This window comes from Salinicola sp. CR57 (assembly GCF_003206585.1).
GTDB lineage: Bacteria > Pseudomonadota > Gammaproteobacteria > Pseudomonadales > Halomonadaceae > Salinicola > Salinicola lusitanus.
Genome location: NZ_PZJL01000005.1, coordinates 700,205 through 715,091, shown reverse-complemented (window position 1 = coordinate 715,091; position 14,887 = coordinate 700,205). Strand labels below are relative to the sequence as shown.

Below are 14,887 nucleotides of genomic sequence, written 5' to 3'. Positions count from 1 at the left end.
ACTATGTCATCTCCCCCATGTCCGATATCGCTTCCCAGTCAGCGTTGGAAAGCTGATTCGACAATCCAATGTAATTCAACCGTCCGCCCAGACGGCCCAGCAGCGCCTGCATGATCGGGTGGCGATGAAAATCGGTTCGCGTGGTCAGCCCGTGAAGGACGAAGGTGGCCACGTCTGCTCGGTCTCGCAGCCCGAGGTCGTACGCGGCGACCAGCAAGCCGTCGACGCTGTTCGCGGGCGCTACCGAGAGTCCCGCCGAGCCAGGGAGCGTGCGATAGAGCTCCCGGCAACGATTGATCGGGCCGATGCGCTGTATGGCCCGCCACTGCTCGGCGCTAGGCTTCAGGCCACCGAGCCGGCGCCTCTCTCCATGTGGATCGAGAGCGCGCAGCTGCAGCTCGGTATCGAGATAGACCCAGCGATCGATGGGCCCCAGCAGCACCGAGAGCTGCCAGCGCTCGAGAATGCGCGGCAGGTGCTCCAGCACCCGGGGATCGTAGAAGCGCAGCAGGGCTGGCTTCCCTTCCGGCGTCATCTGCTTGAGCTGGCGGCCGAGATAGGTGGCAACACTGGTGCTGGCATGGTGAGAAATCAGCCAGCCGCAGAGCGGCACTGGGCCGAGCAGGCCAGCACCACGCTCGGCGCGCTGGTGATCGAGTTGCGACTCCAGCGCCGCGACGCGATGTTGATCTATCCGTTCGAGATAGAGACGCTGGGCCGGGGTCTGGGCCAGGAGCGGGTGGCGAATCAGAGTCGCCCGCCGGCGAGCCTCGCCGCTCAGCGTCCAGTCTGGCGACTCCGAAGGGTCCACCAGGCGGTAAAGCCGCCCCTCCCTGGCGGCATCATTGGCCTCGGCAATCCACGCCGGGTCGCTCACGCTGCGCACCGCTAGCCTTCCACGCTACCGTCACCGCTGCTTGCCGCAGCCTGGCTCTTGCTGGCACAGAGCACATCTTCGCCTTCCGGCAACTCCGGAAAATCGCCCTCCAGGCTCGCCGGCCCCCCAAAACTCTTCGTCGCGCCCTTGACGGTGACCTTGCCGGGGGCGTGCAGCTCGATATCGCCGCCCTTGATGCGCACATAGGCGCCGCCGCTGACCAGCAGAATCTCCTTGGCGGCGGCCAGGTCGACTTTCTGATCGCTGGAGGTAACGCTGAGGTCGCGGCGGGCGGTGGCTTCCAGGTTGTCCGACTGCGCCTGGATATCCACCTTGCCCCGCGCGGCAAACAGCTTGATCCCGGCCTTCTGCACGAACAGCGAGAGCTTCTCGGAGATCGAGGCGACCAGGCTCTTACCGGTGGCGACATTGACGTCTTCGCCGCTGGAGACGCTCAGCGAGCGGCCCTGGGCCAGGTGGGTCGATTCCGGCGTGCTCATCGTGATGCCGGCGGGCGAGGCCATATGCAGCCAGGGCGCTTTCATGCGTGCCGCTTCGCCGCGGCCGCCACTGTCGGTGGCGCCACGGGCGTTGCTCTGATCAGCACCCGCAAGCTGTTCGCTGTTGCCGTAAGTGTCGTCGGCGTCTTCGCCGGCCTGCTTGAGGTGAGTACGACTGTCGAGCGCGTCGGCGTTGTGGTCCGCCGCACTCTGGCTGAGGCTGTCGGTGAGGTTGTAGGCGCTGTCGAGCTGCTGTTTGGCCGGGGTGAGGTCGAGCTGGTCGCCGCTGGCGCCGAGCTGGCCCCAGCTGGTGAGGTAGAGCCCCTGATTGGCACGGATGGCGCCATAGGCGTCGGTGCGCAGCTCGAACCCGGTGCCGCGGAAGGCGCCACGGGTGTTGCCGGCCTGGTGGATCAGGTAGCCGAGGTTGAGCTGGCTCTTCTCCGCTTCGGAGTTGAGGCGAACGCGCTCCTGGTCGGTGGCGTCATCGAAGACAAGTTCGTTGTACTTGCTGCCGCGGTAGGTCTTGCTCTTGAACCCGGAAAGCAGGCCGTGGCTGTGCCAGTCCGGCGTCTGCTCGCCGTTGTAGACCCGGCCGGTGATCAGCGGGCGGTCGGCGTCGCCTTCGAGGAAGTCGACCAGCACTTCCTGGCCGATACGCGGCACGAACACCCCGCCCCAGCCGGCACCGGCGTTGGGCTGGGAGACCCGCAGCCAGACGCTGGAGTTTTCATCGTTCTGCCCCTGGCGATCCCAGTGGAACTGGACGCGCACCCGGTTGAGGTGATCGGTGTGGATCTCCTCGTTGGCCGGGCCGACCACGGTGGCGGTCTGCGGCCCGCCGATCACCGGGCGATGGTGGGTCAACGGATGGCGGTAGGGCTGGCTGCGGCGTTGGGCCTCGAGATCGACCAGAAAGTGGCCGGTGCCGCCGGTGGCATAATCCGACAGGCGCTCGCCGGTGGGATCTGCGGTATCCGCTTCGAGACCGTGCGCCTTCTTGGCGGCGTCGAGCTGAGGCTGCAGGCTGCCCGGTAGTGCCTGGAGCTGGGCCGAGACCGGCAGCGCGTTTTCGGCGTGCACGGTCACCCCCAGCAGCAGGAACTGACGCTCTTCTTCGCCCCCGGTGTCGTGCAGCGGATGCTGGGTGAGTTCGAACCAGCGCCCGGCCTGGAGCTGGCGCGCGCCGCCGCTGCCACGGAAGCGCTTGGCGCGGGACTCGTGAGACTCGAGGCGGTTCTCGGTCAGGCGCTCGCCGCGCTCGTAGCCGTGGTAGTAGTACTCGCCGGCGTAGTCGTAGAGCTCGGTTTGCGGCAGGTTGCCCTGATCGCTCAAGGTATCCAGCCCGGTGCGCTTGGTCAGCGACGGCTGCTTGTAGTCGAAGGTACCCACGCTGACCCGGGTGGGCTGCTGGGCGCGCACGCCGCCCCACTGGGTCAGCGCGTCCTCGCGCTCGGTGGCTGCCTGACGGTGGAAGCGGATCGCCTGGGGGCTGACCGGCTGGGTGGTATCGACGTCGTCGGTGATGACGATGCGGTGGCCAGCATAGTCGTCGTCATCGCCCGCGAATTCGGCGTAGTAAAAGAGACCTTCTTCCTCGCAGAGGCGGCTGATGAAGTTCAGATCGCTCTCGCGATACTGCACGCAGTAGCTTCTGGCCGGATAGTCGCGACGCAGATCGAAGCGGTAGCGGCCCTTGGCCAGTTCATGACCTTCGAACACCTCGGTGAGGACATCGACGACGCTGCGATCCTGGAAGATCCGGCTGTCGCGCCCCAGCTCGAGCATGGCCAGCCACGGCACCAGGGTGAGCTGGTAGTAGGTGACGCCGCCGTCCTCGCCCAGCAACGCCGCCTCACTGACCAGCCCGTGCAAGCGGCGATAGCTGCCGTCCGCCTGCAGGATCGAGAGCCGGGCCGGCTGGGCCATCAACGTCTTGAGTTCGATATCGCCCTGCTGGGAGATGCAGTCGAGGGTATAGGTGAAGGGCTCGCTGACCCGCTCCTCGCCCACCAGCCGGTGAGGAATAAACGACGTTCCGGCCAGTTCGAGCGTCAGCAGCCGCTGGGACTGCGACAGGTCGATATCGAAGGTGTCGAGTAAGCTATCCAGTGTCGTCTCTGCCATCTTGACCTCTCCGCCATCACACCACCCGCTGCTTGTACCGCCACGGTGTCGATGGCTAAATTAACGCTCGTTGATGAGCCCGCTTGGCCGGACTCGACCTCTCACACTTGCCAGGAAGCCCGGATCGATGAAAGGCATCGTTGTACTCGGTGACGCCACCAGCCACGGTGGCAAAGTCATTACCGCACAGAGCAACTATCTGATCGACGGCAAACCGGTTGCCTGTCTCGGCGACAAGGTCACCTGCCCGAAAGATGGTCACGGCAGCACCAACGCCATCGTCGAGGGTCATCCGACCATGAAGATCAACGGCAAGCCGGTTGCCCTGCATGGCCACAAGACCGCTTGCGGCGCCTCGCTGATCTCGTCACACAACGGTGACAGCGGTCACGAATGATCTTCGCCCTGCGCGGTTTCGGCCGCGCAGGATCGCAAGCTCCATACCGTTGAGCGGGTCTCGTCTTCCACGCGGATCACGACCGCGCTGTCCAGCGGCGAGAGCGGTGCCATCGCCAGTACCAGCGCCATCGCCGTCACCGCCTCGCCGGGCCAGCCACAGAACTGATCGACCCCCGCGCCATCGTCGATCATGTCGATCTCCGGCCAGCGCTCGATCAACGCACTGCCGATCTCCACTGCCCTGCCGGGCAGCCCCATGGCATCGATGACGACCCGTGCCGGGGCAGTGCTCGCGCCGTCGACAGGCGTATCCGCCCCCCTGGCCTCATCAGCGTCCGAGGCCGCGTCAGACGCAGGCCAGGCGTCCTTCAACAGCGCGAGCAGCGCCTGGCGCTTGGCATGATCACGTTGAGCCGACCGGGCGGGATGATCGCGGACGCTACCGGTGTCGACTCGCCAACCGGTATCGAAGCCAGTATCTTCAGGCAGCAGCCGCTGGATCAGCAGCGCCGCGACGCCTTCTCCCACGTAAAGTCCCGGGCTGTTCGAGGAGCGACCCAGGACCCGACGATGCTGCAACGCGGCGACGTCCGTCTCGTTGAGCAGAGAGTCCGCACTGATCCACAGGACGTAGGGCATGCCGCCGTCATCGCCAACGCCCATCAGGGTATGCGGGTCGCCGCCTCGCGAGGTGTGATGTATCTCGCCCAGTGCCGAGGCGTATTGTGTCTCGACGATGGCGGCCCGCAGACGCTCGACGACGATGGCGGTCGCTTCGGGGGAGCGCAGTGGCGCCGTCAGCACCACATCGAAGGCGGCTTCTTCCGGTAGCGCCTCGAGCATCATCAGCGCTTCGATCACGACCGTCTGCACCAGCTCATGAAGCCGTAATGCCTTGGCTTCCAGCCGACCCAGCCGAGGCTCCTGGATAGGCGTGACATCGGCGATCCGGTGCACCAGCAGACGAAAGCCGTCCGGACCATGGAGCGAGGGAGACAGCGCTGGCGACTGTACGGCGGGCACCGCGCCGGCACCCACGAAGCCGGATGCGGTCAACGCCACGCCGTCGAGGAGCCGCAGTCTGTCGACGCGGTAGTCGCTCCGGGCAGAGCTGATCTCTTCAACCGGTTCCGGAGGCTGCTGGCGCTGGTGGAGCAGATCGAAAATCGAGGCTCGAGACATGGTCAATAGTCATCATCCTTGGGCTGCGTACCCAGGGTGTCGCGGATGTTGTCGATGACGCCGTTGTCCTTGATCACATCCTTGAGCCACTCTTCGAGCGGCATACGGCCCCACTTCACTGCCCGTTCGATCAGGTAAGGCACCGGGCTGTGCGGCTCGCGCTCCTTGAAGTAGCGGGCGACGCCGTTGAGCATCTCGAAAGCCTCGTCACGACTGTTGGGCTTGGTGCGCAGCTGGCCGGCAGGCTCGGTAGCGGGTGGGATAAAGCTGGGCTCGACGCGCCCCGGGGCTTCGGCTTCCGCTTCGGCGATGGCTGCGGCCTCCTCCTCGACCGCGACACCGGCACCCCGGTCCCGAAGCAGCTTCTCGGTCAGGTCGCGGCACTGGACCAGCACTTTCTCGAGTGACGAGAAACTCGGGGCATCACGGCCGAAGCGCTCGTCACTCATCCGATCCAGCTGCGACAGCGACACCAGCGAGGCAGCGATCGAGGTGTGGCGCTCCTGCAGAAACTCGGTGCTGCTGAGCACCACAGAGCGCTGGAATATCTCGTCGTTGATCTTGCCCTCGCCCAGCGCCCGATCCATGGCATCCGGGTCATTGCGAGCCTGGTTCTCGACCTGGCGGGATTCGTCGTAGTCCGCGAGGCTGTACCCCTCGCCGGCGACCAGTGGCAACGACCGTACGACATTGACCAGGGTATCGCCGAGCCAGGCCAGGCGGGCCGCACGCTCGTCGAGATCCTCTTCGTCGAGCTCGGGATAGAGCGTCTCCCAGTAGTCGTCCAGCAGGCGCGCGGTGAGGGTCAGCCCGAAGCGCATGCCGTCGAAGCCCTCGCGATGCACCAGTCCTTCACACAGCCAGGCCGCCAGTTGCAGATCCTTGCTCTGGGTCTCCAGCGCGGTACTGGCCAGATTGATCACCTGCCCCCAGTCGGACTGCTTGAGTTCGGTCTGCCACTCGCCCTGGGGAAGATAGGTGGGGTCCGCTCGACGCGCCTCCTTGATCTCGTCGAACAGAATCGAAAAGGTCAGGTCTTCCCCACCACTCCCGTGGCTACCGCCCTCGATGGGCGCGAGAAGCGCATCGATGGAGAGTTCGCCGAGTTGATCCATATCTTCGACCTCATGATCATTTCGCGTCGCGACGGACTCCGGCGTCGTCCAGCCAGCGACGGCATTGGCTCACGCAGAAAGGGCTCGCCCTGTCTGGGTCAACCAACGGTACTCCGACTGTAGCCGGCCAGCCCTCCCAACGCGCGAGACATTGCCAGGGTCAGGCCGACCGACAACATACCCACCTTCCGCCGCCACGGCCGATGGGTATGTCGTTGAACCGCCCCGTGGGGCGGCAGGACAAGATCAGGCGTAGACCTTGTTGCGCGTGCGATCCCAGCCACCCGCGACATTACCGCCACCCTGGCCGTCGGAACGTTTCTGCTGGGTGTAGGTGATCTTGATCCGCGCGTAGTTGAACTTGACGGTCTCGTACGGCAGATCGTGACGATCTTCGTTATCGCTCTGCTCGAAACCAGTCGAGGTGGAAGTACCTTCCATCTCGGTGGAAGAGACGATCACTTCCTCGAGCTTGATCTCCATGTAGCGGACCTTGTCGCCACCCGCGCGGTTGACGTGCAGCACCACTTCCTTGATGTGCTGCCCCTTGCAGCAGGATTCGAACAGCTTGGCAGAGGCCTTGTCGACGAACTTCTGAATACGGAATTCGCTCAGATTGACGCGTTCTGCAGAAGCGCCACCGGAAGAGCTAGCCGTTGCAGAAGTCGCCTGACTAGCACCAAAGTCGAAGCTCTTCAGTTCGATCCAATCCGGGTGCTTGTCGTCCAGACTTTCACCGGGGATGCCATCGATTTTGAGATATGCGTCAAAAGCCATTTTGCTAAGTTCTCCTAGTTTTTCACCTACAGGAAGACACCCTCATGCATAAGATCGGCCTAGGCCCATTCTCACGAGCGGCATCTCTTTGCCAATCTATCGCCCTGCGCCATGAAGACGAAAGATATCCACGACCGAATCAACCGACTGTTTTAAATAGTGAATTTTTTACACCGGGCCACCCATGCCGTTTTACGACAGGATTTTCCGTCATCTAAAAAACCCTAATCTGTAGGAAATCGACGACACCATTAACATCCAATTTCCTACATGATCGAGATGTTTCTAAATGACGCCTTCCGATGCAATTCCTCACAAAACGTCGATTAACCCAGATTATATAGGGCCTTCTTAAACTTTAAAGTCAATGAACACATTTAAATACACTTGATTCAATTTGTTACAATAACGCATCCGCGATTGACGCCAATATCGCTCACTCCTGCTTCCTGACCTCGATCTCGACCCGCCGATTGGGCGCCAGGCAGTCGATGAGCTGTGCACGCGGCTGACTGCGGTCACAGGTCACTAGCGGACGCTCGCTCCCCGCCCCTTTGGCTTCGATCAGCCCCGCGGGGACCCCTTTGCCGATCAGGTACTGACGGATCGTCATGGCGCGCTGCAGCGAGAGCTGCTGGTTGGCCCGCTCGTTGCCGATCGGGTCGGCGTGGCCGGTGATCAGAATCTGACCCAGGTCCTGCGTGTTGAGCAGCCGCTCGGCCAGCTCGTCCAGTTCCTTCTGGCCCGCGGCCTGCAACCCGGCATAGTCGCCGCGCCCGAAAGCGAAGAGCGTGTCGGACTCCAGCACGATGGTCTCGGAACTGGTCAGCGTCTGCTCGAGCAGGCTGTCGATGTAATTGCGACTGCTGGAGACCAGGAAGGCGTTGGCGGAGATTCGCGGCACATCGCTCTCATGGACCTGGCGACTGTAGAAGTCGAGCTGGCGCCCGGCGTAGCGATAGTCCGCCTGGTCCTCGTCGATCTCGGTACCGGTCCGCTGCTGGATCGCGGGATACCAGAACGCCGGCAATCGGGCCCGCAGCGTGTCCGAATCGATGTCGCCACGATCGATGTCGGACATCATCAGATAGGTGTCCAGGGTGGAGCGGCCGAACTTGGCCAGCGACTCCGCACTGTTGTCACGGGGTCGTGCGTAGGGCGCGACGGTCTCCGGCCCCTCGACGGCGTGCAGTTCGTCGCTGTTGCGACGATAGACATCGATGGTGGTCAGGGTGAACAGGGAGCGCGTCAGGTTCTGCTCCACTGGCTCCAGCATCACCGGCTGCAGTTGATCGAAGTAGCGCTCGCGAATGGCCGGCTCGATTCGATCTCCCTGATAGAGCCCCCAGCCCATGGACCAGGGCACGCCCTCGCCTTGGCGACGCTGATAGTAGTGGCTGCCCCACTCTCTGAGCGCATCCAGGCTCGACCATCGCGCATACTGTGACGGATGGCTGTCGTCCTGCTCGACGGCGTCGGCGAAGGTTCCCGACATCGCCTCGATCTCGCCGTGGTTGCGCATGGCGGAGGTGATCCATAGCCCGCAGCAGAGGGCGCCGATCAGTCCTGCGACCAGCGTCCAGCGCAGCTTGTGGCGACGGCCCCTGACGTCGCTCGCGTAGAGCCCGGCAAGATGCTGGTCGGCGATGATGACCTTGCGAAACAGGTTGGCGATGAAGAACGGGTGCTGGGTCTGCTCGCCGGTCAGCGCGTCGGGCCGGGCCAGGGAAAAATGGCGGCCGACACGTCCGGCATGCTCGCCCTCGATGACGTCTCCCCCTTGCAGCGCGCTGACGAAATAGAAGCCGCGCAGCAAGGGCGCACTCTGGTAAGGATTGGCGTTGGTCAGCGCTTCGACGAATCGGGCCAGCGGTTCGCGCAGGGCGGCCAGTTCGAGGGGGAACCGAAACGCGGCAACGTCCCGCCGCGTGTCGACGATGTCCCGCTGGACGATCTCATCGTCTCCCATCCGCAGCCAGTGTCGGCAGAGCGCGTCCAGGGCGGCGTCGAACTGCTGGCTCCAGTTCACGTCGCTGGGCTGCTGGTGCGGGAACGTATGCCCCAGCACGTCACTCTGGCGCTGCGGGTCGAGACGTTCGAAGAACGTCGTGAACCCTTCGATCAGATCGCACTTGGTGAACACCAGATAGATCGGCAAGCGCGCTTCCAGATGCTCACGCGCCTCCTGAATCCGCTCCCGCAGGCGCCGAGCCAGATTGTTGCGCTGGGCGTCGCTGACCTGGACGACGTCGCTGATATTGACCGCGACGATCAGGCCGTTGAGCGGGCAGCGCCGCCGATGCTGCTTCAGCAGCGACAGGAACCCTTTCCACTTGCCGGCTTCTTCTTCGCTGTTCATGTACCGGCCTGCGGTATCCAGCAGGATGGCGTCGGAACTGAAGAACCAGTCGCAGTGACGGGTCCCGCCCATACCGGCGACACGCGCGTTTTCCCGTTCGGCGAAGGGAAAGTTGAGACCGGACTGATAGACCATGGTGCTCTTGCCGGCCGCGGGCTGGCCGACGATCATGTACCACGGCAGTGCATAGAGCGCGTCCTTGCCGTTCTTGCCTTTCCCACGACCACTTTTCTTCAGACGCTCGATGGTCTTGAGCAGCCGCTCCCGCAGCAGGCTGATCTCTTCCCGATCCTGCGGACTGGCATCCAGCACGGCGGCATCGGCATCCTCCATCAGCAGATGTTCCAGATTGCGCTTCTGGCCTACGCCGCGGTAGAGCAGCAGCACGTATATCGCCGATACCAGCAGGAACAGGACGATCCCCGCCAGCAGGCTGGCCAGGGACGAAAAACCGAATGCCACGCCCAGCCGCCAGACCAGGAAGATGGCAGCGAAGAACAGCAGCCCCAGAATGTAGGGCTGATACTTGAAGAAGGCGTATTTCAGATAGGCGAGTTTCATTCGTTTCATTAGCACATCTGCTCAATCTAGCTCGCTCACGGCGCCTGGTGGCCGCGTGGAAAACGAGTCATGAAATCGGCCAGGTTCAGCCGGGTGTCCGGCAGCGGCAAGGTCCCCGGATGTGGTTCGTCGTCGGCGAACGGCGCCAGCACGTCAATGCACAGGCGACGATCATCGGGATTCGAGAGCACTTCGAAAAACGCCTCCGCGCTATGCCAGGCTGGCATCAGCAGCAGGCGCGGACGCATGAAGTCATCGATCAGCAGACTCATGACCGGCGCCCCGCCCCGGCAAGCGCTGCCCAGCCACTGCTGCCACAGGTCAGCCACCGGGCGTTTCAGTCCGCGCTCGGCTGGCAGCGGCAACAGCACCGCCAGCGTGCTGCCCGCTTCCCAGCTCTTCAGCGCGTAGTGCAGACGATGCAGGCAAGCGCCGGCGATGAATTCCGGCCAGCCCCACTCCAGCGCCCGAGCGATGTCGTCGAAACTGTAGTCCTGCAGGAATCGCTCGTGGATACGCTGATAGAGCGCCAGGTCCTGATCGTTCCAGAGCCGCATCTCCTTGATCGCGACGGCCGGGTCGATCGGCGCCTGACCGTGCACCGAGTCGGTCAGGATCTGTCGCGCCTGGCCGGCGAAGATCTCACCCAGCGTATGCAGGAACGGCAGCACCGATGGCCGCCCTTCCCCTTTCAACAGCTGAAAGATGAAAAACGGATAACGGCGCCCGGAAGCATCGGCGGAGCTGATCATCGCGCCCATCACATCGCTGCCGTTGCGCGCGTGATAGTGAAAGAAGCAGACCGGCAGCGCATCGAAGCGACGCATCCAGTCCTCGTGATCCAGAAATCGAACCAGCGCGCTCTGCAGCCACTGATCGAGCTCCTGGATCACCGTGCCGGCGGCGTTCACCCCCACGAAATCGGCTTTCGAGGGAATCTTGCCAAAGCAGCCGATCATGCAGACCCCTTTCTCATCGCCTGTGCCACTCCTTCACCACCCTGTCGTCACCGGCCCATTGATGGAATGTTCAGAGACTTGATCCGCTTTAGATCCGATATCTGCACGCCACCGAAGTTACGGACGTCAAAGCTCACGGTTCCCATGTAGGTTCGCCAGCTGAAGCGCTGACGGGCGCTGTCGATCGGGGTGATATGGGCGCTCTCGATCATGCGCAGGAATCCCCACCGGTTGGGGTAATCGAAGACGGTGTGACGCTGACCGTTTCGATTGATGATATCCATGCGCGCACCGAAGGACTCGCCATCGCCCGGCCAGGTCAGCCGCTCCCAGGACTGGGTGTTGTTGCGGTAGTGCAGCCGCTGGCCATCGAGCGTCAGGATGATATCGGTCAGCCCCGCCGTCGGGTTCATCTGCAGCTCGAAGCCGTTGCGCAGATCCGAGAGGCTGTCGATGACCCGGCCCAGCGCCGTCGCGTCGTCGATACTGGAGAGCATGCGCGGATCGACCATCGGCGAGCGCTGCCCACTACCCGAGCCGGCGAGATCGCCGATCTCGTTCTGGCGGAACTGGGAAAGTGCGCCCTGATCCGGGTCGATGAAATACTCCAGGTCCCGCACCGAAGCTTCATTGACCGAGTCGCTGACCGGATACCGGCCGGCCACCATCTGATCCCAGGGCGTGACGATCTTGTCATCCCAGGCGGCGTTGAGTTGATTCCTGGCAGGTTCATTGAGCGCGGCCCAGGTGTCTTCGACCGGCACCCGGAACAGTGGCTCCAGCGCCTGCACCAGCGGCGACCGCGAGGTATCGACCCGGGAGGCCACGAAGTTGCGCAGCCCGTTGATCTCCGTAGGCTGGCCCGAGAGCGTGGCCATGATCAGTGACTTGCTGCTGCGACCCACGTCCTGGGCGCTACGGACGTTGTCGACCCGGACCTTGAGCTGACGCAGGTCGAGCAGATACTGGTTGAGAACGGAGTTGTCGCTTCCCGTCGCCTCGTCCGCCGAGAGCATTCGCGTCACCGGCTGGAAGTGGCGCGCCAGCGCGCCATCGTTGATTCGTGGCAACGTCGCCAGATCCACCGCCGGTCCATTGCCGCCACTGCCATCGAAGACGCTCATCACGCGTCCCCAGAAACTCTGGTCCTGGGCCTTGCCGGCGGCCTGACCTTCTTCGTCGGTCGCCTTGGGGTCATCCCAGCCGGTGTTGGCCTTGACCGCCTCCAGCACCTGTCGCAGCGGCGACCCCTGCAGATCGCTCAATGCGGCCAGCCGGTCACTGGCCTGATCGAGCGTATCGAAGCGGGAGACATGGGTGTTGCCGAGAAAGCGCTCCCAGGCGATGGCATAATCGCGCTTGTAGCGCGCCATCAACTGACTGACGAAACGCGCCTTGGACTGGACGGCATCGTCGACGTCCTCGTCATCGAGAACCCAGTCGGACTCGCGCTGCAGATCGCCGGAGACGGTCTGAATGATCGCCGGGCGAAGATACTCATCCCAGACCTGACGGGTATAGAAAGCGGGTACCGCGCGACTGGAGTAGAACAGCCGACCGGACATCTCCGGCGCCATCCTGGACAGCGTCAGCGGATCGTAGCGCTCCTCGACGTCGAGCTGATAGCGCAAGTACTCGCGGTCCACCAGGCTGCTGTCGATCAGGAAGGCGTTGAGACGCTCACGACTATCGGCGACCAGGCTCTCATCGCGCTCGAGCGCCGGTGCCGTTCCTTGCTGCAGGTAGTGCACGTAGAGCGCGGCGTTGTCCATGATGCTCTCGCGGGAGCGTGACAGCCCACGGCGACGCGCCGTCTCCTGCCACAGCCGCGGCAGGGCCGACGCCACGAAGTCGCCCTGGTCCTGGTGTGCCGCCGGATCGGTCAGAATCAGGTAGAGCTTGAGCGAGGAGTAGCTCTCGATCAGCTGCTCGACGTCCTCCTGGCTCAACCGGGTCAGCATCTCCTCGGACAGCGAGGGCCCTCGTTCGCCGGACAGCGCCAGCGTCGACTCGTCGCCATCGCCGTCACCCACGGCGCTCCCCAGCGTGCTGGTGCGTTCACGCAACCCTTCTTCGAGTTCGGCCTCCGCGTTGCTGCGCGCGGAGTACCAGGCATCCCTGGCGCTGTCCGTGGTTCGCGAGCGCAGTTCGCCGCGGGCCCGACTACCCAGTTCCGAGGCGCTGGTCGGCACGCTGCCCAGCGTGGGCCGCGAGGTAGAGCGTTCCCGCATCCGATCCATGGCGTCGCGACCGATCGCCTGGCCACGCTCTTCCATCGCGCCGGCATCCTGCCCGGTATCGGCCTGCGGCTCGACCTCGGCGCCAGTGGTATCGATGTCGCCACCCGGCGTATCGAAACTGTCCAGAGAGCGCAGCTGCCGGGTCAGTCTCCACGCCAGCGGCTGGAGGACATCCTCGCGCAGCAGGTCCGACCAGGCCTGTTTCAACGGTCCTCGCAGGGCTTCACCCTGATAGAGCCCCAGGTCCAGCTTGAGGGGCACACCGTTCTCTCGATGCCGCTCGATGGCGGCCAGCTGCTGCTCCAGGTCGCCAAGCAGCTCGCGGCGTTCATGGGGCTTCAGGCGGCCAGTGCTGTTGCCGGCCATGATCTCGTCCAGACGATGCTGGATATGATCGACCCACAGCTTGTTGTTGTAGGCCGACCAGCCCTGAGCGGCGATGGCGGCAAGGCCCAGCGCGCCCAGGGCGCCGATCATGAATGTCGGCAGGGTGCGCCGCTCGCCCCGTTGCGAGTAGTAGAGACTCAGGTTGCGGTCGGGGAAGACCACCTCGCGAAAGGTATCGGTGATGAAGTAGCTCTTCTCTCCGCCACGCGATGCAGCTGTGTCGGTCTCGCCCGGCGCCAGCGCGAACTCGGCGCGGGTCTGGTCGTCCAGCAACGCGGGCAGCGCAGGCCCGGTCTGCAAGGCGCTGGTAAAATAGAGGCCTCGCAATACCGGCGCCTGCTCGCCCTGCTGCGGAATGTCGAACTGCTCGAGGAAGTCGCTCAGGACGCCCAGCAGCTCGGCGAAGTAGTCGGGGAAGCGCAGCAGTTCGCTGTCTGCCTCGGTGCCCTCTTCGATCACTCGCCGGTCGACGCGTTGACGTAGTGTCGCCACCAACTTCGGGAAGCGCCGCTGGAAAGCGCTGATCACACCCTCGCGACGCAGCTCCTCCAGAGAGAAGGTCAGCCCCCAAGGACGCTGGCGTTCGGTGGCGTCCAGCGCCTCGAAGGTGCGGGTGAAGCCGGGCAACAGGTCCGTCTTGCTGAAGAAGAGGTAGACGGGGGGATTGATCCCCAGGCAACGACGATACTCCACCACCCGACTCACCAGCTGCTCGGCAAGGGCATGAGCCTCCTGCCGAGACTGTTCGAGCAGCTCGGGCAGGCTGACGACCAGCACCAGCCCGTTGATCGCCGGCTTGCGACGCTGCTTGCGCAGGGTCTTGAGGAAGTCGGCGAACTCGCTGGCCGGCCGATCCTCGACCAGGTAGCGCCCGGCGGTATCGACCATCACCGCCTCGCGACTGAAGTACCAGTCGCAGTGCTGTGTCCCGCTGACCGCGGAGAGATTGCTGCCACCGGCCATGGTCGCCGCCAGCGACGAACGGGTCAGCAGAGAGGTCTTGCCCGAGGCTGCCATGCCGATCACCAGATACCACGGCAGTTCGTAGAGCGACGCCTTGCCGCCATCCACCGAACGCGCCGCGCGCTGCATCGCCATGGCGTGCTTGAGGCGGTCGCTGAGGATCTGGTAGTCGCCGGATTCGCTTTCGGCCGCTTCGCGATGCACCTCGAGCTCGACCAGGTTCTCGATACTGCGCTCGGCGCGGATGCGATGATATTGACGCATGACCACGACCAGCAGCCACACTGCGGTCACCAGCGCCATGGCAATGAAGATGAGCTCGCGCTCTTGCGTCAGCAGCGGCAGGATCAGGACGCAAAGTGCCAGCCCCATCAGCAGCAGCACGATGGAGAGCGGCCAGAAGCCTTTCAGCGAGCGCAGGAATCGAAGAAAACGCATCGT

9 protein-coding genes are annotated in these 14,887 nt (G+C 63.9%); 1 reads left to right on the top strand and 8 read right to left on the bottom strand.

The genetic code is table 11. From position 1 onward, the window contains the following. Position 1: 1 nt before the first annotated feature. The gene (locus DOM56_RS09990; RefSeq protein ID WP_157958203.1) at positions 2-877 is read right to left on the bottom strand and encodes a DUF4123 domain-containing protein; all 876 of its coding nucleotides are present in this window, start codon (positions 875-877) and stop codon (positions 2-4) included. Positions 878-888: 11 nt separating this feature from the next. Next, positions 889-3,504: a type VI secretion system Vgr family protein gene (gene tssI / locus DOM56_RS09985; RefSeq protein ID WP_110708610.1), complete on the bottom strand. Its 2,616-nt coding sequence runs from the start codon at positions 3,502-3,504 to the stop codon at positions 889-891. A gap of 127 nt (positions 3,505-3,631) precedes the next feature. On the opposite strand from tssI, the gene DOM56_RS09980 reads away from it, so the two are divergent. Then, positions 3,632-3,901, top strand: coding sequence for a PAAR domain-containing protein (locus tag DOM56_RS09980; RefSeq protein ID WP_110598232.1), 270 nt, complete (start codon positions 3,632-3,634; stop codon positions 3,899-3,901). On the opposite strand, the gene DOM56_RS09975 is transcribed toward DOM56_RS09980, so the two are convergent. The 6 genes from DOM56_RS09975 to DOM56_RS09950 all read right to left on the bottom strand — a co-directional run bounded on the left by DOM56_RS09975 (position 3,892) and on the right by DOM56_RS09950 (position 14,884). Beyond that, complete coding sequence (locus DOM56_RS09975; protein WP_110708609.1) at positions 3,892-5,085, bottom strand: hypothetical protein; 1,194 nt, start codon at positions 5,083-5,085, stop codon at positions 3,892-3,894. The genes DOM56_RS09980 and DOM56_RS09975 overlap by 10 nt on opposite strands. A 2-nt stretch (positions 5,086-5,087) precedes the next feature. Next, positions 5,088-6,200 (bottom strand): type VI secretion system protein TssA, encoded by a 1,113-nt coding sequence (gene tssA, locus DOM56_RS09970; protein WP_110708608.1) that lies wholly within the window; start codon positions 6,198-6,200, stop codon positions 5,088-5,090. Positions 6,201-6,446: 246 nt separating this feature from the next. Further along, a complete protein-coding gene (locus DOM56_RS09965; RefSeq protein WP_110598235.1) occupies positions 6,447-6,977 on the bottom strand; it encodes a type VI secretion system tube protein Hcp in 531 nt (176 codons plus the stop codon). Positions 6,978-7,413: 436 nt separating this feature from the next. Beyond that, positions 7,414-9,906, bottom strand: a complete 2,493-nt coding sequence (gene tssM / locus DOM56_RS09960; RefSeq protein ID WP_110708607.1) for a type VI secretion system membrane subunit TssM — start codon at positions 9,904-9,906, stop codon at positions 7,414-7,416. A gap of 26 nt (positions 9,907-9,932) precedes the next feature. Beyond that, the gene (gene tagF / locus DOM56_RS09955; RefSeq protein ID WP_110708606.1) at positions 9,933-10,856 is read right to left on the bottom strand and encodes a type VI secretion system-associated protein TagF; all 924 of its coding nucleotides are present in this window, start codon (positions 10,854-10,856) and stop codon (positions 9,933-9,935) included. Between the two features lie 47 nt (positions 10,857-10,903). Then, positions 10,904-14,884: a type VI secretion protein IcmF/TssM N-terminal domain-containing protein gene (locus DOM56_RS09950; RefSeq protein WP_110708605.1), complete on the bottom strand. Its 3,981-nt coding sequence runs from the start codon at positions 14,882-14,884 to the stop codon at positions 10,904-10,906. Positions 14,885-14,887: the final 3 nt, after the last annotated feature.

What these genes read in the sequence shown, in the direction of transcription:
- tssI (WP_110708610.1), bottom strand. Translation starts at nt 3,504, where the DNA reads ATGGCAGAGACGACACTGGATAGCTTACTCGACACCTTCGATATCGAC.
- DOM56_RS09980 (WP_110598232.1), top strand. Translation starts at nt 3,632, where the DNA reads ATGAAAGGCATCGTTGTACTCGGTGACGCCACCAGCCACGGTGGCAAA.
- DOM56_RS09975 (WP_110708609.1), bottom strand. Translation starts at nt 5,085, where the DNA reads ATGTCTCGAGCCTCGATTTTCGATCTGCTCCACCAGCGCCAGCAGCCT.
- tssA (WP_110708608.1), bottom strand. Translation starts at nt 6,200, where the DNA reads ATGGATCAACTCGGCGAACTCTCCATCGATGCGCTTCTCGCGCCCATC.
- DOM56_RS09965 (WP_110598235.1), bottom strand. Translation starts at nt 6,977, where the DNA reads ATGGCTTTTGACGCATATCTCAAAATCGATGGCATCCCCGGTGAAAGT.
- tssM (WP_110708607.1), bottom strand. Translation starts at nt 9,906, where the DNA reads ATGAAACGAATGAAACTCGCCTATCTGAAATACGCCTTCTTCAAGTAT.
- tagF (WP_110708606.1), bottom strand. Translation starts at nt 10,856, where the DNA reads ATGATCGGCTGCTTTGGCAAGATTCCCTCGAAAGCCGATTTCGTGGGG.
- DOM56_RS09950 (WP_110708605.1), bottom strand. Translation starts at nt 14,884, where the DNA reads ATGCGTTTTCTTCGATTCCTGCGCTCGCTGAAAGGCTTCTGGCCGCTC.